The sequence below is a fragment of the Rhizobium redzepovicii genome, from assembly GCF_019793435.1.
GTDB lineage: Bacteria > Pseudomonadota > Alphaproteobacteria > Rhizobiales > Rhizobiaceae > Rhizobium > Rhizobium redzepovicii.
The window spans coordinates 41,962-60,105 of the sequence record NZ_JAILYH010000002.1; the positions used below are offsets into that span (position 1 = coordinate 41,962).

Here is an 18,144-nt window from a genome sequence, read left to right on the forward strand (position 1 = left end):
ACTCCCTTTTGCCTTGCGTCGGCGCCGCGCTCAGAAGCGGTCGACGCGATAGGGTTTCATGTCCACGGGCGGTTCAACGCCCGTAACGAGATCGGCCATCAACCGGCCCGTCGTGGCGGCATAGGTCAGGCCGAGATGCCCATGGCCGGTCGCGTACCAAACGTTGCGGTGCTTGGCGGACCGTCCCATGACCGGCACGGTATCGGGCAGTGCCGGGCGATGCCCCATCCACTCCGTCACCCCTTCGGCCTTCAGCTCCGGCAATGCTTCTCGAGCCCGCTTCACCAGGATTTTCGCGCGCCGGTAATCCGGCGGGGCGTCGAGGCCGGCCATTTCGACCGTGCCGCCGACGCGGATGCCGCCCGCTGTCGGCGTCACCATGAAGGCGCGCGCCGGCCAGATGATCGAATGGCGCATCGAAATGCCGGGCTCCATGATCTGCGTGTGGTAGCCGCGCTCGGTTTCGAGCGGGATATGTTCACGCAGCAGCGCGGAAAGTCGGGCGGTGAAGGCACCGGCCGCGAGCACCACCTTCTCCGCCGCAAGGGTGCGCCCGTCCGCCAGACGCAGAGCCGAGACGCCGGCCTCGCTTTGCTCGAAGCCTGCGACGTCGGCCTCGACGATCCGGCCGCCGAGCGCCTGGAATTTTTCGATGAGGGCGGCGACGAGTTTGTACGGATCGGTGATCGACCGATTGTCGGGAAAGAGTACCGCCTTGCCAATCCTAGCGGTCAAGGCCGGCTCGAGATCCCGGATGGCGTTGCCGCCGAGGATTTCGTGCCGGAAGCCGAAACGCTCCAGAATATCGATATGTTCGCGATCCGCCCTGAATTCGGCGTCGTCAGTATAGAGGCTGAGGCAGCCCTCGGCCGTCAGCATATGCGCAAGACCGGTCTCCTTGAGCAGCACGTCAAGGTCTTCATAGACGCGGCCGCAGAGCACGGCGCCGGCCGCTTCCAGCTCCCTCAATTTTGAGGGGCGGCTGGCGGCGAGGAACCTCAGGAACCACGGCACCAGTTTCGGCAGATAGGCGGGCCGGATGCGCACCGGCCCCTCCGGGTCGAGCAGCCATTTCGGCATCTGCGCCCAGATGCCGGGACGCGAAGCCGGCATGAATTCGGTGACGGCGATGCTCGCCATATTGCCGTAGGAGGCGCCCATGCCGGGGGCAGCCCTGTCGATCAGGGTGACGTCGTTTCCCCGGCGCTGGAGTTCATAGGCGATGGTGGCGCCGATAATGCCGGCGCCGACGATCACGATGGATGACACGGCGAACCTCGTAAATTCAGAGATCCCGGGGCGGTTCGGCCGCCCCGGCCTGTTCCTGCTACCAGTTGAGGATCGGCTCCATCGCCGCCCTGAACTCGGCCTTTTCCTCCGAGGTCAGCTCGCCGAGCGGCGCGCGGCACGTCCCCACGGACAAGCCCTGCAGCTCGCAGCCATATTTGATCTTCTGCACGAACTTGCCGCTCTCCAGGATGTTCATCGCCCGATAGAGGGTCTTCATCATCTCGCGGGCTTTGCTGAGATCTCCCGCCTTGTAGGTTCGGTCGAGATCGCAGCACGCCTTGGCCATGCAGTTGGACGGACCGCAGATCCAGCTTTCCGCGCCCCAGAACATGAAATCGAGCGCGATATCGTCCGAGCCGCTGACGAGCTGGATCTTGCCCTCATAGCGGCTGGCGATGTCGATGGCGCGCTGCAAAACGCCCGAGCTTTCCTTGATGCCGATCACCCGCGGATTATCGGCAAAATGATCCATCAGCTCGAAGCCGATGTCCGAACCATCCTTGGCCGGATAGGAATAGAGCACGAGGTTCACATCGACAGCACCGAGCACGGCTTCGTAGTGCTTGATGAGCTCCGCCTGCGTCGGACGGGTATAGAATGGCGGCGCCAGCAGGACCGTGTCATAGCCGATGTCGCGTGCCATAGCCGTCTGCTCGATCACCTCGCGGGTCGCCGGCGCATTGGTGCCGGCGATCAGAATTTCGCCCGGTCTGGCAAACTCCTTGACGAACTGCAGCACGTCACGACGCTCTTCCCTGGATTGGCTGAAATATTCACCTGTGGACCCATTCGGAACCCAGCCGGTGACGCCTGCCTCACGCAGATGTGTCAGAAGCTTTTCGAACGCCTTGAAGTCAATCTTGTTGCTCGCGTCGAAGGGTGTGATGAGGGCGGGCACGACGCCGGAAAGTTTCATGGGATTCTCCTGTCCTGGGAATGACGGTTTTCAGATTGCGAGCTTCTTGAGGATGCGTCCCTCGATGAGGGAAACCGCCCGCGTCAGTGGGAAGGCAATGGCGAAGTAGATCAGCGCGACGACCGTCAGCACTTCGACCGGGCGGGCCGTGTTGTTCGAGATGTTCTGGCCGACGAACATCAGGTCCGCCATGCCGACGGCGGAGACGAGCGCGCTCTCCTTGAAGAGGCTGACGCAGTTCGACAGCAGCGTCGGGATGGCCCGCAGCACCGCCTGCGGCAGCACGACGTTGACGACCTGGGCGCTGCGCGGCAGGCCGAGTGCGACGCAGGCATCCAACTGCTCGCGGCCGATGGATTTGAGGCTGGCGCGGAACGTTTCGCTGGTGATCGCGCCCATGTAGAGCGTCAGCGTGATGACGCCCGATGCGAGATTCGAAAGCTCGACGCCGAGGAGCAGCGGCAGGCAGAAGAAGATCCAGAAGAGCTGGATAAGGACCGGCGTGCCGCGGAAGAATTCGACATAGGTGCCTGCAATGGCGCGAAGCGCCAAATTGCGCGACGCGCGGGCCAAACCGACGAGAAAGCCGAGAGAGCATCCAAGCACGATGCAGATGATCGTCAGCTTGATCGTCATCCACAGGCCGAGCAGCAGCGCGTTTTCGAAGCGCAGCAGGATCGAGAAATCGAGCGTCATCATGCTGGCCTCCTAGCTGACGAGGATCTGGCGGCGGCGTTCGAGCAGGCCGACGATCTGGGTGATCGGGAAGGACACGGCGAAATAGATGAGTGCCACGACCGTGAAGGTCTCGATCGGGCGATAGGTCTCCGTCGCCAGAGTCTTGCCCTGGTACATCAGGTCCTGGATCGCCACGATCGCGACCAGCGCGCTCTGCTGGAAAATGACGATGCCGTTGGTCAAAAGCACCGGGATCGAGGCGCGGAACGCCGTCGGGAAGACGATGTAGAGCACCCGCTGCAGCGGATTGAGACCGAGCGCGATGCCGGCATCGAGCTGCTCGCGCGGCACCGCCTGGATGGATGCCCGGTAGGCCTCGGCATTGAACGCCATCAGATTGAGCCCGAGGGCCATGATGCCCATCGTCATCGGGTCGAGGAAGACGTCGAACAGCATCGGCACGCAGTAGAATATCCAGACGATCTGGACGATCGCCGGCGTGCAGCGGAAGAATTCGACGAACAGCATGAACGGCAGCCGCACGACCTTGATCGGACTCATGATCAGGAGGGCGAGTCCGAAGCCCAGGACGATGCCGAGGGCGTTCGCAGCCGCTGTCAGCTGCAGCGAAACCCACAGCCCCTGCAGCAGCGGAGCGATGGAGACGGCGTTGAAATCGAACGTGTAGTTCATCTGTGCCTCCTACTGTTTGATGTGGAAGACGCGGTCGATGAATTCCTTGGTGCGTTCCTCGCGCGGAGCGCCGAGCACCTGCTCGGGCGGGCCGTCCTCGACGACCACGCCGCCGGCGCAGAAGATGACGCGCGAGGCGATGTTCTTGGCGAACCACATGTCGTGGGTGACGATCATCATCGGCATGTCCTGGGCGGCGAGCTGCAGGATCACCTGCTCCACCTCGCTCACGAGTTCCGGATCGAGCGCCGAGGTAACCTCGTCGAACAGCATCAGCTTCGGATCGAGCATCAATGCGCGGGCGACGGCGACGCGCTGCTTCTGGCCGCCGGAAAGCTGTGCCGGATAGGCATTGGCCTTGGCGCCGAGCCCGAAGCGCTCGAGCAGAGCCTGGGCGCGAGCGGTCGCCTTCGACTTGCTTTCTCCGCGCACTTTGCAGGGTGCGAGGATCAGGTTCTGAATGACGCTCAGATGTGGAAACAGCGTGTAGTGCTGAAAGACCATGCCGATCGAGCGGCGGACATTGGTGTCGATCTGGGTCTTCCTGGCACCGCCATCGGAAGAAATATAGGCCTTGCCGTCGAATCTGACCGAGCCGCTGTCGATCTGCTCCAGGCCCATCATCACCCTGAGTAGCGTGCTCTTGCCGCCGCCGCTCGGACCGATGACGACGACGCGTTCGCCGCGCGTCATTTCAATGTCGATGCCTTTCAGCACCTGGATTGCTCCGTTGCCATAGCTTTTGTGGAGCGCCTGCATTTTCACGAGGGGAAGGCTGAAGGAGGTGGTCATGGCCAATCTCCGATGATCGAAGCTGGAAGGGCCGGCGCGATCCCCGCACCGGCCCGGCGAGGTTACTTTGCGCCCTTGAGCACGTCGTCGACCGCCTTGCGGATCAGCTCATCGACGTGACCGGTGGCGACCTTCTCTTCGAGGAAAATATCGACCACTTCGACATCGGCGGCCGAAAGCTGATGCGGCAGACCGAAAGCGACACCCTGCTTGGCAAGAGCCGGCGTCGGGTTGAGCGCAACCGCCCAATCCGGGTTCGACTGGGTGAAGAGCTGATTGGTATCGGAGGCGTCGACCAGGATGTCGGCGCGCTTCGAGGTGACCGCCAGCCGGGTCTCGTCATTGCCGGGAAGGCGCATGATCGTGGCGTTCTTCACCGCAGCGGAAATGGCTTTGTCCTGCGCCGTGCCGGACATGACGGCGAGCGTCACGCCTGATTTGTCAATATCGGCCACCGAAGCGGCACCGGTGGTAATCTTCGGATTGTTTTTATTGTAGGCGAGCGAGATCTGGTACTCCATCGCCGGGATCGAGAACTGCACGGCCATGGCGCGAGTTGGTGTCCGGTTGAGCGCCAGCGACAGATCCCATTTGCCCGCCTGCAGACCGGCAACGATATTGTCCCAGGTGGTATCGACGAATTCAGGCTTCACCTTGAGGACGTCGGCAAATTCCTTGCAGAGATCGGCGAAGAAGCCGGTGTACTCGCCCGTCGCCGGATCGCGCATGACATAAGGCGGCGCAACGGCCGCGCCGCAGCGCAGCGTGCCTGCCTTCTGCACGCCCTGCCAATATCCGTCAGTGGTCTGGGCGTGTGCGGCGGTTGCGGAAAGACCTGCCATCAGGGCGAGCACGGGCAGCGCCCGCAAGGCGGACGTTATCAAAGAAAGCATTGGGCATTCCTCTTTTGCTGTGCGCGAAAGCGCGCGGTTCCACTCGTCGGCTCTGGCCGTTTCTATTGGTTTTTTGTCGGCTGCGTGTCGACTGGACGGGATCATGTCAACAGCGTGTCGACAAAGTCAAGCGGAAAAATTACATTGCCGACACGCTGTTTTTCTGGCCCAATGGGATCCGCGCCTGGAGAAAGGGACTTAAGTGTCTGATGAATCGGAAGTGAAACGCATCCGCGGGACCGGCTGGAAGAGCGTTTACGAAACGCTCCGCAACGAGATTTTGTCGCTTGCTTTGCCGCCCGGTCAGCTTCTCGACGAGATGACGCTTGCCGAACGCTTCGACATGTCGCGCTCGCCAGTGCGTGAAGCGCTGATCCGGCTCGGCGCCGACGAGTTGGTAGTGACGCTTTCCAACCGCAGCACGATCGTCGCGCCGATCGAAGTCGCGACCTTTCCCAAATATGTCGAGGCGCTCGACATCGCGCAGCGAATGAATACGCGGCTTGCCGCAGCGCTCCGGACCGAGGCCGACCTCAAGACCATCGCCAAGCGGCTGAAGATCTTCGAAGCGGCGGTTAAAACCGGCAATCATCTCGCCATGTCGGAGGCCAACAAGGAATTCCACATGGCGATCGCCCATGCCGGAAAAAATCAGTACCTCGCCTCCTTCTACGAGAAATTGCTGTCGCAGGGACAGCGCATGCTCCACCTGCATTTCGAATATCTGGAGCGGACCCATGAGGGCTATCTGCTGACCGACGAGCACACGCTGATGCTCGATGCCATCAGGGACAAGAACGTCGAGCTCGCCGATGAGCTCGCCCATGCCCATACGCGCCAATTCCAAGACAATTTCATCAACTTCATGCGCGAGAACTACACGACGGATGTCGCGTTGGGGCCGTTGCGGGCTGCGGAGTAACAGCGATGATCGACAGCATTGGATTCGTCGGCACCGGCGCCATCACCGAAGCCATGGTTCGCGGGCTTCTGGCCGCACCGGCTTACGCCTCCGAGGTCCACGTTTCACCGCGGAGCGCGCACATTGCCGCCACGCTGGCAGAAGAGTTCGCCTCGGTCAGGATTGCCGGGGACAACCAGACTGTCGTCGATCGCAGCGACATGGTGTTCCTGGCGATAAGGCCGCAGATCGCCGAGGAGGTCGTGCGGGCGCTGTCGTTCAGGACCGGCCAGACGGTCGTCAGCCTCGTCGCGGCGACGGAGCGGCAAGCCCTACTCGATTGGATCGGCGCCGATATCGATCTCGTCCAGGCCATCCCCCTGCCCTTCGTCGCACAGCGGCAAGGCGTTACTGCCATCTATCCCGCCAATGCCGCCATCGCGGCGCTGTTTGACACGCTCGGAACGGCCGTCCAGTGTCAGTCGCGGAAGGAATACGATCTCCTCGCGGCCGCAAGCGCAGTCATGTCGACCTATTTCGGCGTCATGGAGTCGATCACCGGCTGGCTGGAAAAAAGCGGCCTCGAAAGGGCAAAGGGCCAAGCCTACATCGCCCCACTGTTTGCAAGCCTGGCGCAGAAAGCCAACAACCCCGGCAACGAGCCGTTCAGCGCGCTGAGCCGCGAATTCGCCACCAAAGGCGGCCTGAACGAGCAGGTTCTTTCGGACTTCGACAAGCAGGGCGGTCTTGCCGCACTCACCGCCGCCCTCGACGGCGTGCTTGCCCGCATCGAGGGCCGCAGGAGCTGAGGCGCATGGCATCGGCATGGATGCGAACAGGTCTCGGCGCCGCCCTTGCAGCCGTCGCGGCCCTTCTCGGCGGAAGCGTCCTGGCGCATGCCGAGGCGGCAAGACCACCGGCCGTTTCCACCGTCATTCTCTCCCTCTCACCACGGACCATTCGTTGGGCCACCATCTACAAGGTTCCCGACCCCGCCGATCACGATCCCTATTACCATCTTGAAGTGATCGAGAAGGAGCGGCATACGCCGCCCTGGCAATTCAAGCGGCTTGCCGCCCATCTCGTCGTGACGGCGGCGGCTTTGGACAGGAGCCGCCTCAGACGGAAAGCAAAGACCTATTTTTACAAGGACATCGAGTTCCGGATCGCCGACAAGGCCTGGCGTCAACAATCTCCGGCGCAAAGAGAGGCCATGGTTTGCCGCACGGCAATTCTCGAATGCATAGGCAGATCCGATTCAGAATAGATGTGACCTGCTAAATTAAAGAGTTAGAGCATGATGTCGTCCGAAAACCGCTCACACTTTTCGGCATCATGCTCTAGAACGTCGGCGGCGTGCAGGCGCTGATGACTTCGCAGGGCACCGGCCCGACGCAGCGGAACCGATGCGGCCGCCGGCTTTCGAAATAATAGGCATCCCCCGGCCCGAGGATACGCCGCTCGTCGTCGACGGTCACCTCAAGCCTTCCCGAGAGGACGATCCCGCCCTCCTCCCCCTCGTGAACAAGCGGAATCTTACCGGTGTCGGCGCCCGGCTGGTAACATTCCTTGAGCATCTGCAGGCTGCGCCCGAACAGGTTTTCTCCAACCTGCCTGTAGGAGATGGCGCCCTTGCCGATCTCCACCAGTTCTTCGGCCGCATAGAAAGCCTTCTTCGGACGCTCGGGCTCAAAGGCGAAGAACTCCGCCAGACCGATCGGGATACCGTCCAGAATCCGTTTCAAGGCCCCGACCGAAGGGTTGGAGGCGTTCGATTCGATCAGCGAAATCGTTGAATTGGGCACGCCGGTGCGCTTGGCCAGTTCACGCTGGGAAAGCTTATGAGCGATGCGCAGATGACGCAGGCGGCTGCCGATGTCGACTGACATGATGCGGTCCGTTTATGTTGTCCAGAATATCGAAAAACATATCCGCTCATCCGTTCAGTTTCAATGACTTGTACCGCAGAAGAAAAGGACTTGTTTGACTGGGAGAAATTGCCATTCTCACCGCCAACCATAGGAGGCCAGCATGGACCAGATCAGCAAACCGAACGCGCCCGTACTCGACAATTTTTGGATGCCGTTCACCGCGAACCGGCAGTTCAAGGCTACGCCGCGCCTCCTGGCCGCAGCAGAGGGCATGTATTACACCGACGTCGACGGGAACCAGGTGCTGGACGGCACTGCCGGCCTCTGGTGCTGCAATGCCGGCCATGGCCGCAAGAAGATCGCCCAGGCAGTCGAACGGCAGCTTTCGACCATGGACTATGCTCCGACCTTCCAGATGGGCCATCCGATCGCCTTCGACTTCGCCGCCAAGCTGGCCGCGAACGCGCCGGGCGGCCCGGACGGCAAGCTCGACCGGGTATTTTTCACGGGCTCAGGTTCGGAATCGGTCGATACGGCGCTGAAAATCGCCATCGCCTATCAGCGTGCCATCGGCCAGGGCACCCGCACGCGCATCATCGGGCGCGAGAAGGGTTATCACGGCGTCGGCTTCGGCGGCATTTCCGTCGGCGGCCTCGTCAACAACCGGCGGGTCTTTCCGCAGATACCGGCCGACCATATGCGCCATACGCTCGACGTCGAGCGCAATGCCTTTTCGAAGGGCCTTCCCGCCCACGGCGTGGAACTGTCCGACGATCTGGAGCGCCTGGTGCAGTTGCACGGCGCCGAAACCATTGCCGCCGTCATCGTCGAACCGATGTCGGGATCGGCGGGCGTCGTCCTGCCGCCGAAAGGCTATCTGGAAAAGCTGCGTGCAACCGCCGACAAGCACGGCATCCTGCTGATCTTCGACGAGGTCATCACCGGCTTCGGCCGTCTCGGCACGCCTTTCGCCGTCGATTATTTCGGCGTCGTGCCGGATCTCGTCACCACGGCAAAGGGGCTGACCAACGGGGCGATCCCGATGGGCGCAGTCTTTGCCAGCCGCAAGATCTATGACGGCCTGATGGTCGGCCCGGAAAATGCGATCGAACTCTTCCATGGCTATACCTATTCCGGCCATCCGGTCGCCTGCGCAGCCGGGCTTGCAACCCTCGAAATCTACGAGGAAGAAGGACTGCTGACGCGCGCGGCCGATCTGGCCGAGCACTGGCAGGAGGCCCTGCATTCGCTGAAAGGCCTCCCCAATGTCGTCGACATCCGTAATCTCGGCCTGGTCGGCGCGGTCGAATTGGCGCCTCGCAACGGCGCGCCGGGAACCCGGGCCTACGACGTCTTCGTCGACTGCCTCAACAAGGGCCTGCTGATCCGCGTGACCGGCGACATCATCGCGCTCTCGCCGCCGCTCATCATCGAGAAGAGCCAAATCGACACGATCGTCTCGACGATCGGCGATGCACTGAAGCGCGCGGCATAGACCTGCATCCAGCTTGTCCTCGTCGGCGATTTTGAATCGCCGACGGAACCATCCGGCCAGCTATATGGCGTTCAGCGCTTCAAAGCCTGTGACGGCAGTTGACCGAAACGCTTCCGGTATTCTGCTGAAAATCGCCCGAGATGGGTAAATCCCCATCGGAGCGCGATGTCGGCGACGGCCTGTCGCGTGCCGGATTCGAGCAGATCGCGATGGGCGGAAAGCATCCGGATTTCATGCAGGTAGGCCATCGGCGTGGTATCTCTGAACTGCCGGAAACCCTGTTGCAAAGTGCGGACGCTGACCTTGGCTGCGGTCGCGATGTCGTTGAGCGAGATCGGCTCGGCGATATATTCCTGCATGAATTCGATCGCCCATTTCACATGGCGAGGAGCCGGGGCCGGAGCGGGAAGCGCAAGCGCCTCCGAATAGCGATGGGGACAGGTCTCCAGAAGCAGATAGATCGTCGCGTCGCAGAGCGCGTTCAGAGCCAGCGGCGACTGCAGCAGCGGCCCGTCGCCGCTGAGTCCATAATGGAGGTTCGCGGCGAGTTGCTGCAACACGAGCCCTGGACCGGTCGTCAGATCGATAGAGGGACGAAAATCCGTGTCGCCAATAATCGTTCGCTCGAACATCTGTGTCAGGTGCCTGTTGATCCTCGCTTGATCGATGAACAGGCCGAGATGACGGCGCGGGCCGAGCAGGCGGGCACCCGAGACGCGGCCCGCCCCGAGAATGGCGCCGCGGCCGGGAATGGAATGGATATGCTCCTTGCCCGCATCGAAGAGGGCGTCCCCCTCCATCGGCAGGAATATGATCACCTTGCCACTGGGCGCCTCCCGCCGGATCGAGATTGTGCCTTCGTAGGCGCAGTCGGCAATGGCCAGCTCTTCCGTCGCGACGAAATTGCAGCGATAGGCGATGGGTGCGTCGGCTTTCGCCTCAGCCTTGATCGGAGAGTTCGGCGTCGACAATATTTCCGAGAGTGCGTCCGGATCCGTGCCGCTGAACGCCGTCTCCCAAAACGGCGGGCTCTGCCTCGCCGGATCGTGGAGGGAGCTGCCATTGGCGGGCATAAGGGAACGACCGGACATTCATGACCTCGAAGACAAAGCCCATCGATAATAAGCGATGGCCGCAATCATTTCTTTGCATTTTGCGCCGTTTGACGGGTTTCAGCCATATCGATTGATGGCGAGATCCCGCGCGTCGATCTCAGGCGTGCGACCGCCGACCAGATCGCTGATCAGCCGCGCCGAACCGGTGCTCATCGTCCAGCCGAGCGTGCCGTGGCCGGTGTTGAGAAAGAGACCGCTGATCTTCGTCGGGCCGATGACCGGCGTGCCATCCGGCGTCATCGGGCGCAGGCCGGACCAGAAGGACGCCTTGGAAACATCGCCGCCGGGGAACAGATCGGTGACCGAATGTTCCAGCGTGCTGCGGCGGGCGAACCCGAGATCGTTGGTATAGCCCGAGATTTCAGCCATGCCGCCGACGCGGATGCGGTCCCCGAGCCGGGTGATTGCGATCTTGAAGGTTTCATCCATGACGGTCGATTCCGGAGCGCGCGTCGCGTCGGTGATCGGGATGGTGAGCGAATAGCCCTTCACCGGATAGACCGGCAATTTGATGCCGAAGGGCTTGAGCAGCAGCGGCGAATAGCTGCCGAGCGCAACCACCACCGCATCCGCACTCATCCGTTCGCGATCGGTGATGACGCCGCGTACGCGGCCGGCCTCGACATCCAGCGCCTTGATCGTCGTGTCATAGGCAAAGCGGACGCCGAGTGCCTCGGCTTTGGCGGCCAGCGCATTGGTGAATTTGAAGCAGTCGCCGGTTTCGTCCTTCGGCGTCAGCAGGCCGCCGACGATCTTGTCGCGCACGTGCTTCAATGCCGGCTCAAAGCGGATGCAGCCGTCCCGGTTCAGCACCTCATAGGGAATGCCGTCCGCCGCCAGCGCCTTGACGTCCTTGGCCGAGGCCTCGAGCTGCTGCTGCGTGCGGAAGAGCTGCAGCGTTCCCTGCATGCGTTCGTCATAGGCGATGCCGGTCTCGGCGCGAAGTTCGGCCAACGCGATGCGGCTGTAATCGGCAAGGCGCAGCATGCGGCTCTTATTGATCGCGTAGCGCTCGGAGGTGCAGTTCGACAGCATCCTCGCCATCCAGGAGAGCATGGCCATGTCGAGCTTCGGGCGCAGGATGAGGGGCGCATGTTTCATGAACAGCCACTTCATCGCTTTCGCCGGAATGCCGGGCGCTGCCCATGGCGAGCAATAACCGAAGGAAACTTCGCCGGCATTGGCAAAGCTCGTTTCCAGCGCCGGGCCTGTCTGCCGATCGACGACCGTGACCTCATGGCCTGATTTGGCTAGCTGATAAGCGGATGTGACGCCGACGATACCGGCACCCAGAACAATGACTTTCATGATCTTCCCAAATGATGGAGCCGCCGGGCTCTCAGCGATATTGCCTGTCGTAACGATCGCCCAGAGCGGTTAGGATTTCGTAAGATATGGTGCCGGCATCGCCGGCGATGTCCTCGAGCGTCTGGTTCGGGCCAAGCACTTCGACCAGACTGCCCAGCGTCAGCGTGCCTTCGGGCAGTGCCGACACGTCGACGGTCACGCTGTCCATCGAGACCCGGCCGACGATCGGCAGGCGGATGCCGTTGACATAGACGGCGCCGCGGTCGCTGAGCGTCCGGGGCAGACCGTCGGCATAGCCGGCGGCGATGGTGGCGAGACGCATCTCCCGCTGGGTGACATGCGCGCCGCCATAGCCGACCTTGGTGCCTGCCGGCACGGTGCGGGTCTGCACCACGGCGACATCGAGGCTGACGACCGGCTCCATCGGGTTCGCCTCACCATTGTTGGGCGCGCCGCCGTAAAGCGCGATGCCGGGGCGGGCGAGCACACCATGATAGGCATCACCGAGGAAGACTCCGCCGGAATTGGCGAAGGACATGTCGAGGCCGGGAAATTCGTCGGCAATGCGGGACATCTCGGCCAACTGTTCGCCGTTCTGGTCGCTCTCCATATCGTCGGCCGAAGCGAGATGGCTCATGATGAACAGGATTTCGACATTGCTGCCGTCGCCAAGCGCTGCCGCCAGTTCGGCTCGTTCTTCCCGGGGAAAGCCGAGCCGCGACATGCCGGTGTCGAATTGCAGCACGGCAGGCAGGCATCGCTTCAGCATCCGCGCCGTCGCCGACCATTGCCGCCACTGGGCCAGCGAGTTGACAACCGGCACGATGCCCCTCTCGGCGCCGGCGATCTCGTTGCCCGGCTGCAAGCCGTTCAGCACAAAAATCTGGGCGTCATGCGCAAGGGTCGGCCGCAGCCTGACCGCCTCGACGAACTGGGCGACGAAGAAATGCCGGCAGCCTTCGCCGTAGAGCGTTGCCGCGACCCGCTCGGCGCCGAGGCCGTAGGCGTCGGCCTTGACGACGGCTCCGGCGCGGACCGGCGCCAGCATCGATACGAGCTTGCGGTAGTTGCGGCCGAGCGCGGCAAGATCGATCGTCAGATAGCCCGTGGCTCCCTTTGCGGTCGTGGTGCGTGTGCGGGAAACCAAAATATCGCTATCCATGTCCATCCCTCTCGATCTCAGGAAAGTTTATGAAACAATGCGCGAAATTGCCTAGCATTCAGCAGCTGCTTATCGCATTATTTGCTTATTATCCGCATAATCGGCGAACTTTTGGTATAATCTATCATGACCGCTCTCGACTCGATCGATCGCAATATCCTGAGACTGCTGCGCCTCGACGCCCGCATGAGCAATGCCAAGCTCGCCGCCGAGATCGGCCTGTCGCCGTCCGCCTGCCTCAGGCGCATCAAGATCATGGAAAAGTCAGGGGTGATCCGCGGCTATACGGCGCTGGTGGACCCCGGCAATGCGGACGAGATGATCGCCGTGATCATCAACATCACGCTCGAGCGACAGACGGAGGACCATCTCGATCGCTTCGAGGCGGCGGTCCGCCGGCATCCCGAGATCCGGGAATGTTTTCTGATGACGGGCGGTTCCGACTATCTCCTGCGCGTGGAGGTCGCCAGTCCGGGCGAATTCGAGCGCATCCACAAGGAAATACTGTCGACCCTACCGGGCGTCCTCCGGATTCATTCCAGCTTCTCGATCCGCAATGTTCTGGCGACGCGCACCAGAGGCAGGCGTTAAAACGCGATCACCAAACACGGCGTCGGTTTTGCCGCCATTCGAAATCCGGGTGGTCTGACTGCCTGCCAATGAAAGCCGAATTCCGGCTCGAAAACGATCCCTCTCTCCGTCTTGCGCGAAGGTTCGAGGCGGGGAGTTTTTGATTGCGCGACCGAGCACCATCAGCGGGCCTCTATCAATTCTCAACGCCGCAGCCTTGCGGATCGCTCGTCAGCGGCGGATTGTTGGGCTGCGGTGCCGGCTAGAGCCTGAATCTCTACGGAACAATCGGCAGCGTTCAGCGGTTTGGTAGCTTAAACGGGGAGGCTATCATGCGTGCTGTTCTGATCGCTGCTATATTCTCGCTGTCCTGCCTGCCTCACACAGCAAAGGCGTCGGAGTCGGGATTCTTGCGATCCCTGGCGGGCGATTGGCGCGGGACCGGTATGGTTCTCACCAAGATCGGCGGCACGAACTTCAATGTTTCCTGCACGCTCAAATCAGACGCGAGTGAATCCGCAGTCTCGATGAACGGGAAATGCCGCGGCCTTGCGGTTTTCACAAGAGCGTTCTCGGCCAACGTCAAGGCATTGGGACAACGATACACCGGCAACTACATCGGGCCATCGGGACAGCCTTCCAAACTGGTCGGCAGCAGGCAGGGCGACGCGCTCAATCTTCGAGTGACCTGGGCTCGCGTGGTCAATGGCGACCGAAACGCGACGTTGATGATCGAGAAAGTCGGACAGGACAGGCTTCGGCTTCAAACGGTCGATCAGGACCCGACGTCGGGCAAATCCGTGGTGACGAGCCGCATCGATTTGCAACGCCCCCCTGCAGCGGGAAGATAGGAATGTCCAGCCGGAGTGTCGGCGGGCGCATGGGCATCCTGGCTGGTTTCAAACCGGCCATGCTTCCGGCATATCTGCTCGAAGGCACTATGTCCCTATCGGGACTTCGACTTCCGTCTTCGCTGCGGGTTCCCCGGTTAAGAAGACAACTTCGAAGACGAGCCCTTCGGACCTGTAATCCGATCTGGATTGCGCCTGCGCCTTGGAGGAAAAGGCCCGCTCTATGAGGACGGAGCCGAAGCCTCTTTTTGTCGGCGTCAAAACCGGCGGCCCGCCGGCTTCCGTCCATACAAGGAGGACGCGGCCGTCATCGTGCTTCCATTCGATGGCGACGGTTCCCTGCTCGCTTCCAAGGCTTCCGTACTTCGTTGCATTGGTCGCCAACTCGTGGAGCACGAGGGAAAGCGGCAGGGCGATATCGGCCGGAAGAATCACGTCGGGGCCATCGAGACGAATGCGTTCCTGCGAGGCGATGTGCGCCCGCAAGGCGGCGGAGATGATTTCCCGGATGGGGGCGGCCGACCCCTCCCGTGACAGGATGAGATCATATGTGCCGGCAAGTGCGGCGAGCCTTTCTGCAAAGGCGTTGTAGCTTTCCGGATTGGAGCGCGAAAAGGTCTGCCGGGCGATCGCCTGAACGAGAGCGAAGCCATTCTTGACCCGGTGCGCCATCTCGCGGACGAGCAGGGTTCGCTCCTCCTCCTCCTGTTCGTTCCGGCGTCTCCGCTCATCGAGTTCGTCGAGCAACCGGTCGAAGGTCGCGCCGACGATGTCCAGTTCGTCCGGCCCCGTCATGCCGGTGCGCGCCGTCGTCTGGCCGTTGCGCCACTTCTCCATCACCTCCGCGATCCTGGAGATCGGCGCGAGAATGAAGCGGTTGCCGATGAAGATCGCGGCCAGAAAGGCGAAAAGTGCCCCGCCGATGATGGCGAGCGTATTCATCAGCGTCGCCCGGTTGATCGGCGCGAAAGCTTCCGGTTTCGAGAAGCCGGCGCTGACATAGAGGGGGCTGGACGGCAGCGCTATCGGGCGATAGCCGAGGATGCGCACGGTTCCGTCCTGGCTCGTCACCTCGATCACATCGGGCTGTTCAGCGTGGATCAGGTGCTGGTATTCGTCGGGTATGACCGTGCCGACGAACTGTTCCGGAAGGGGAACGCGCGCGACGATGGTTCCCTTGCCGTCGGCGATCGTCACCGCGTTACCGGGAGCGACGCCGCGCTCGGTGATGCGGTTTTGCAGCCAGTCCAGCCTGATACCGCTGACGATGAGGGCCTTGACGCTCTCGCCTTCCATCAAAGGCATTGCGAGCGGCAGGACGGGGCGGTCGGAAAGGCGGCTCTGCGTATAGGTGCCGACGGAAAAGTCTTTGGTCTCGAGCGTCTGCTTGAAGTAATCGCGATCGGAGAACACCACGCCGTCCGGAAAAGCCATGCTCCCGCAGACCGGCCGCCCGTCGAGCCCGACGACGAAGATGGTCCGGATGTTCGGAATGCTTTCGGCAACCGATTTGAGAGCCTCGTTGCACGCCTGGATGTCGAGATGCCGGACGGAAGGCATGGCGGACACCGACACCAGAAGGGCATGCAGGCCCTCCACGATCCGTTCGACTTCCGACGACGCCTGCCTTGCAGCCTGTGCTGCGGACGCGCGCACCTCTTCGTTGCGCTGATGGCGGAGCGCGACTTCGTTGTATGCGAGCATCGCGACCACGGGCGCCAGCGCCGCGACCGCAACTGCAACCAGCTTGAGTCTCATCCTGTTCCCTCTCGGACGAGGGTTCGTAGCATGATCGGGACGATCTGGCCCAGATCACCCAGGGAATCTTGTTTACAAAATATCAACATACGAATCAGGACATCCGGGCGTGCGCCTTGCCGAGCCTCCGATCGCGGCTACATAATCCAAGGATGAATGATGCCAAAAGCACGTCCTCCGAAGGTTCTGCCGCCGGGTCCTTCTCGTTGCGGCCACTGAATGGTGCGATGGCCGATGAGGTCGAACGTCTTTTATCGGGCAGAACCCGCGATATCCGCCTGACGGGAGATCTGCGCCGCCGATATGACGAAAAGTCATGGCGGCAGACCGCGAAGGTCATCCGGTCCTGGATGATATGGGTGGCATTCGTCGATATCCTGACGCTGGCGCTGAACGCTATTCTGCTTCCCCCACAGGTCGTGCTGTCGATGGTCGCTCCCGCCTGCCTTTTGCCGCCGGCGGCGATTTTGACAGCGCTCGTCTGGAGCAAGCCGCGCGCGGCGGTGGTACAGCGCGCATCGCTGCTTGTGGGAATGTGCCTTATTCTTCTATCGGTGGCACTTGTCGGCGTCTTTGCCGGCGGTGAATTTTACGAGCGGCATTTGAGCATCATGCTGTTCGTCGCGACGAGCGCAATCACCATCTTCAGCGTGCCGCTGGCGTGGACGGTTGCCATCGCCTGTTATGCCCTTTGTCTCTATTTCATCCTTCAATGGCACAACCCGATCCTGGACGCCGGCAGCGTCGCCGCCGCGACCCTGTTCTTTTCCTGCGGGATCATCGCCACCGTGGTTGCCCGGCGCACGATGAACATCCTGGCGCAGAAGACATTTCTGCTAGACTGCAGGGACCAGCGCCGGGTTGCAGAACTGGCCGATGCAAACGCCCGACTGGAGCGGCTGGCCAGAACCGATCCGCTGACGGGGATCGCCAACCGCCGCTGGATGATGGAAACGCTTGAGGGCCTGTGGCGCAACGACGGTGAAGCCGGCGTCGTCGCAGCCATGCTCATGTGCGATATCGATCACTTCAAGGCGCTGAACGATAAGCTCGGCCATGGCGAGGGCGACCGCTGCCTCGTCAAGGTTGCCGGCATCATCCAGAGCTGCGTGCGCGCCGATCGCGACCTGGTCTCGCGCCATGGCGGCGAGGAATTCCTGATCGTGCTTCCGGATGTCGACGAAGACGAAGCCATCGCGGTGGCCACGCGAATACGCGAGAGCGTGGAAGCCGCTGCCCTTCCGAATCCGTCCTCCGGTGTTGGCCCCTCGGTCACGTTGAGCGTCGGAATCGCCTTGAAATCGGCGCTCGACACCGACATTTCGCTGGCCGCTCTCCAGCACGAGGCCGACATGGCTCTCTACCGCGCCAAGGAAGCCGGCCGGAACCAGGTCTGCGTCTTTCGCCGGCCGCACCAGGCTGCACCTTCCGCCACCGAGCAGATCGCCGCCCGACGCTAGAACAGGGTGTGGCCCGAATTCCGACCTGCCACCCGGCTGATCGACATTCATCGGATGACCAGGATCGCAACCATGGCAGCCGCCGAGACGAGGCTGGCAGCGTTGAGCCCGAAGATCAGATATCCCACTGCCTTTTGCCGATGACCGGGTTCCACATTTCCGAAGACGGCCGTCAGCCCGCCCGCGATCCAGCTCGCCAGCGTCAGAGCGCCGAGAAGAAGAGCCCACTGCGTTGCTATATCCATATCCTGCTCCCATGCGGTGCACGCCCGGCCAGGAATGCCTGCGCGGGTTCAGCGGTAACAGGCCGGGTCCGCTTTTGTTTCCGTGCGTGTCGCACTTTCACGTGAGCAACCCGCGATTTGCAGGCTCCGACACCCCCCAGAGCAAT

At 62.0% G+C, this 18,144-nt stretch carries 19 protein-coding genes; 7 read left to right on the plus strand and 12 right to left on the minus strand.

What is annotated here, in order from left to right; all coding sequences use genetic code 11:
* Nucleotides 1-30: 30 nt before the first annotated feature.
* From K6N12_RS02630 to K6N12_RS02655, 6 genes are all read right to left on the minus strand, one after another.
* Nucleotides 31-1,269, minus strand: coding sequence for an NAD(P)/FAD-dependent oxidoreductase (locus tag K6N12_RS02630; protein WP_131710637.1), 1,239 nt, complete (start codon nt 1,267-1,269; stop codon nt 31-33).
* A 58-nt stretch (nt 1,270-1,327) separates the two neighbouring features.
* The gene (gene dapA, locus K6N12_RS02635) at nt 1,328-2,206 is read right to left on the minus strand and encodes a 4-hydroxy-tetrahydrodipicolinate synthase (RefSeq protein WP_222148682.1); all 879 of its coding nucleotides are present in this window, start codon (nt 2,204-2,206) and stop codon (nt 1,328-1,330) included.
* A gap of 30 nt (nt 2,207-2,236) precedes the next feature.
* Nucleotides 2,237-2,905: an amino acid ABC transporter permease gene (locus tag K6N12_RS02640; protein ID WP_183854306.1), complete on the minus strand. Its 669-nt coding sequence runs from the start codon at nt 2,903-2,905 to the stop codon at nt 2,237-2,239.
* Between the two features lie 9 nt (nt 2,906-2,914).
* Entirely contained in the window at nt 2,915-3,577 is a 663-nt protein-coding gene (locus K6N12_RS02645) for an amino acid ABC transporter permease (RefSeq protein WP_183854304.1), read from the minus strand.
* Between the two features lie 9 nt (nt 3,578-3,586).
* Nucleotides 3,587-4,369, minus strand: coding sequence for an amino acid ABC transporter ATP-binding protein (locus tag K6N12_RS02650; protein ID WP_131710635.1), 783 nt, complete (start codon nt 4,367-4,369; stop codon nt 3,587-3,589).
* Between the two features lie 62 nt (nt 4,370-4,431).
* Complete coding sequence (locus K6N12_RS02655; RefSeq protein WP_097624329.1) at nt 4,432-5,262, minus strand: substrate-binding periplasmic protein; 831 nt, start codon at nt 5,260-5,262, stop codon at nt 4,432-4,434.
* A gap of 202 nt (nt 5,263-5,464) precedes the next feature.
* On the opposite strand from K6N12_RS02655, the gene K6N12_RS02660 reads away from it, so the two are divergent.
* The 3 genes from K6N12_RS02660 to K6N12_RS02670 are packed head-to-tail and all read left to right on the plus strand — an operon-like array spanning nt 5,465 to nt 7,430.
* On the plus strand, nt 5,465-6,184 hold the full coding sequence (locus K6N12_RS02660; protein WP_003592247.1) for a GntR family transcriptional regulator: 720 nt from the start codon (nt 5,465-5,467) through the stop codon (nt 6,182-6,184).
* A gap of 5 nt (nt 6,185-6,189) precedes the next feature.
* Nucleotides 6,190-6,972, plus strand: a complete 783-nt coding sequence (locus tag K6N12_RS02665; protein ID WP_097624328.1) for a pyrroline-5-carboxylate reductase — start codon at nt 6,190-6,192, stop codon at nt 6,970-6,972.
* A gap of 5 nt (nt 6,973-6,977) precedes the next feature.
* Nucleotides 6,978-7,430: a DUF5086 family protein gene (locus K6N12_RS02670; RefSeq protein ID WP_097624327.1), complete on the plus strand. Its 453-nt coding sequence runs from the start codon at nt 6,978-6,980 to the stop codon at nt 7,428-7,430.
* A gap of 73 nt (nt 7,431-7,503) precedes the next feature.
* Here K6N12_RS02670 and K6N12_RS02675 read toward each other — a convergent pair whose 3' ends face one another.
* The gene (locus K6N12_RS02675; RefSeq protein ID WP_054184486.1) at nt 7,504-8,052 is read right to left on the minus strand and encodes a cupin domain-containing protein; all 549 of its coding nucleotides are present in this window, start codon (nt 8,050-8,052) and stop codon (nt 7,504-7,506) included.
* Between the two features lie 142 nt (nt 8,053-8,194).
* Here K6N12_RS02675 and aptA point away from each other — a divergent pair, with 142 nt between their 5' ends.
* On the plus strand, nt 8,195-9,529 hold the full coding sequence (gene aptA, locus K6N12_RS02680; RefSeq protein WP_222148683.1) for an omega-aminotransferase AptA: 1,335 nt from the start codon (nt 8,195-8,197) through the stop codon (nt 9,527-9,529).
* 71 nt (nt 9,530-9,600) lie between these two features.
* Here aptA and K6N12_RS02685 read toward each other — a convergent pair whose 3' ends face one another.
* The 3 genes from K6N12_RS02685 to alr all read right to left on the minus strand — a co-directional run bounded on the left by K6N12_RS02685 (nt 9,601) and on the right by alr (nt 13,114).
* Entirely contained in the window at nt 9,601-10,620 is a 1,020-nt protein-coding gene (locus K6N12_RS02685; RefSeq protein WP_222148684.1) for an AraC family transcriptional regulator, read from the minus strand.
* 81 nt (nt 10,621-10,701) lie between these two features.
* Nucleotides 10,702-11,952 carry a D-amino acid dehydrogenase gene (locus K6N12_RS02690; protein ID WP_183781520.1) on the minus strand — a complete coding sequence of 417 codons (1,251 nt, stop codon included), beginning with the start codon at nt 11,950-11,952 and terminating at the stop codon, nt 10,702-10,704.
* A gap of 31 nt (nt 11,953-11,983) precedes the next feature.
* A complete protein-coding gene (gene alr, locus K6N12_RS02695) occupies nt 11,984-13,114 on the minus strand; it encodes an alanine racemase (protein WP_097624497.1) in 1,131 nt (376 codons plus the stop codon).
* 126 nt (nt 13,115-13,240) lie between these two features.
* On the opposite strand from alr, the gene K6N12_RS02700 reads away from it, so the two are divergent.
* Together K6N12_RS02700 and K6N12_RS02705 are read left to right on the plus strand one after the other, a co-directional pair.
* A complete protein-coding gene (locus tag K6N12_RS02700) occupies nt 13,241-13,705 on the plus strand; it encodes an Lrp/AsnC family transcriptional regulator (RefSeq protein ID WP_222148685.1) in 465 nt (154 codons plus the stop codon).
* 311 nt (nt 13,706-14,016) lie between these two features.
* Nucleotides 14,017-14,535, plus strand: a complete 519-nt coding sequence (locus tag K6N12_RS02705) for a hypothetical protein (RefSeq protein ID WP_003592237.1) — start codon at nt 14,017-14,019, stop codon at nt 14,533-14,535.
* A gap of 87 nt (nt 14,536-14,622) precedes the next feature.
* On the opposite strand, the gene K6N12_RS02710 is transcribed toward K6N12_RS02705, so the two are convergent.
* Nucleotides 14,623-16,293, minus strand: a complete 1,671-nt coding sequence (locus K6N12_RS02710) for a sensor histidine kinase (protein WP_222148686.1) — start codon at nt 16,291-16,293, stop codon at nt 14,623-14,625.
* 152 nt (nt 16,294-16,445) lie between these two features.
* Between K6N12_RS02710 and K6N12_RS02715 the strand changes: the two genes are divergently transcribed.
* Nucleotides 16,446-17,753 (plus strand): GGDEF domain-containing protein, encoded by a 1,308-nt coding sequence (locus K6N12_RS02715; RefSeq protein WP_222148687.1) that lies wholly within the window; start codon nt 16,446-16,448, stop codon nt 17,751-17,753.
* Nucleotides 17,754-17,800: 47 nt separating this feature from the next.
* Here the strand turns inward: K6N12_RS02715 and K6N12_RS02720 are convergent, their stop codons facing one another.
* Nucleotides 17,801-17,998: a hypothetical protein gene (locus K6N12_RS02720; protein WP_222148688.1), complete on the minus strand. Its 198-nt coding sequence runs from the start codon at nt 17,996-17,998 to the stop codon at nt 17,801-17,803.
* Nucleotides 17,999-18,144 lie beyond the last annotated feature (146 nt).

Coding starts and splice junctions, on each gene's coding strand:
- K6N12_RS02685 (WP_222148684.1), bottom strand. CDS start 10,620: ATGTCCGGTCGTTCCCTTATGCCCGCCAATGGCAGCTCCCTCCACGAT.
- K6N12_RS02655 (WP_097624329.1), bottom strand. CDS start 5,262: ATGCTTTCTTTGATAACGTCCGCCTTGCGGGCGCTGCCCGTGCTCGCC.
- K6N12_RS02710 (WP_222148686.1), bottom strand. CDS start 16,293: ATGAGACTCAAGCTGGTTGCAGTTGCGGTCGCGGCGCTGGCGCCCGTG.
- K6N12_RS02640 (WP_183854306.1), bottom strand. CDS start 2,905: ATGATGACGCTCGATTTCTCGATCCTGCTGCGCTTCGAAAACGCGCTG.
- K6N12_RS02690 (WP_183781520.1), bottom strand. CDS start 11,952: ATGAAAGTCATTGTTCTGGGTGCCGGTATCGTCGGCGTCACATCCGCT.
- K6N12_RS02675 (WP_054184486.1), bottom strand. CDS start 8,052: ATGTCAGTCGACATCGGCAGCCGCCTGCGTCATCTGCGCATCGCTCAT.
- K6N12_RS02670 (WP_097624327.1), top strand. CDS start 6,978: ATGGCATCGGCATGGATGCGAACAGGTCTCGGCGCCGCCCTTGCAGCC.
- K6N12_RS02720 (WP_222148688.1), bottom strand. CDS start 17,998: ATGGATATAGCAACGCAGTGGGCTCTTCTTCTCGGCGCTCTGACGCTG.
- K6N12_RS02700 (WP_222148685.1), top strand. CDS start 13,241: ATGACCGCTCTCGACTCGATCGATCGCAATATCCTGAGACTGCTGCGC.
- aptA (WP_222148683.1), top strand. CDS start 8,195: ATGGACCAGATCAGCAAACCGAACGCGCCCGTACTCGACAATTTTTGG.
- dapA (WP_222148682.1), bottom strand. CDS start 2,206: ATGAAACTTTCCGGCGTCGTGCCCGCCCTCATCACACCCTTCGACGCG.
- K6N12_RS02665 (WP_097624328.1), top strand. CDS start 6,190: ATGATCGACAGCATTGGATTCGTCGGCACCGGCGCCATCACCGAAGCC.
- K6N12_RS02650 (WP_131710635.1), bottom strand. CDS start 4,369: ATGACCACCTCCTTCAGCCTTCCCCTCGTGAAAATGCAGGCGCTCCAC.
- K6N12_RS02715 (WP_222148687.1), top strand. CDS start 16,446: ATGAATGATGCCAAAAGCACGTCCTCCGAAGGTTCTGCCGCCGGGTCC.
- alr (WP_097624497.1), bottom strand. CDS start 13,114: ATGGATAGCGATATTTTGGTTTCCCGCACACGCACCACGACCGCAAAG.
- K6N12_RS02645 (WP_183854304.1), bottom strand. CDS start 3,577: ATGAACTACACGTTCGATTTCAACGCCGTCTCCATCGCTCCGCTGCTG.
- K6N12_RS02705 (WP_003592237.1), top strand. CDS start 14,017: ATGCGTGCTGTTCTGATCGCTGCTATATTCTCGCTGTCCTGCCTGCCT.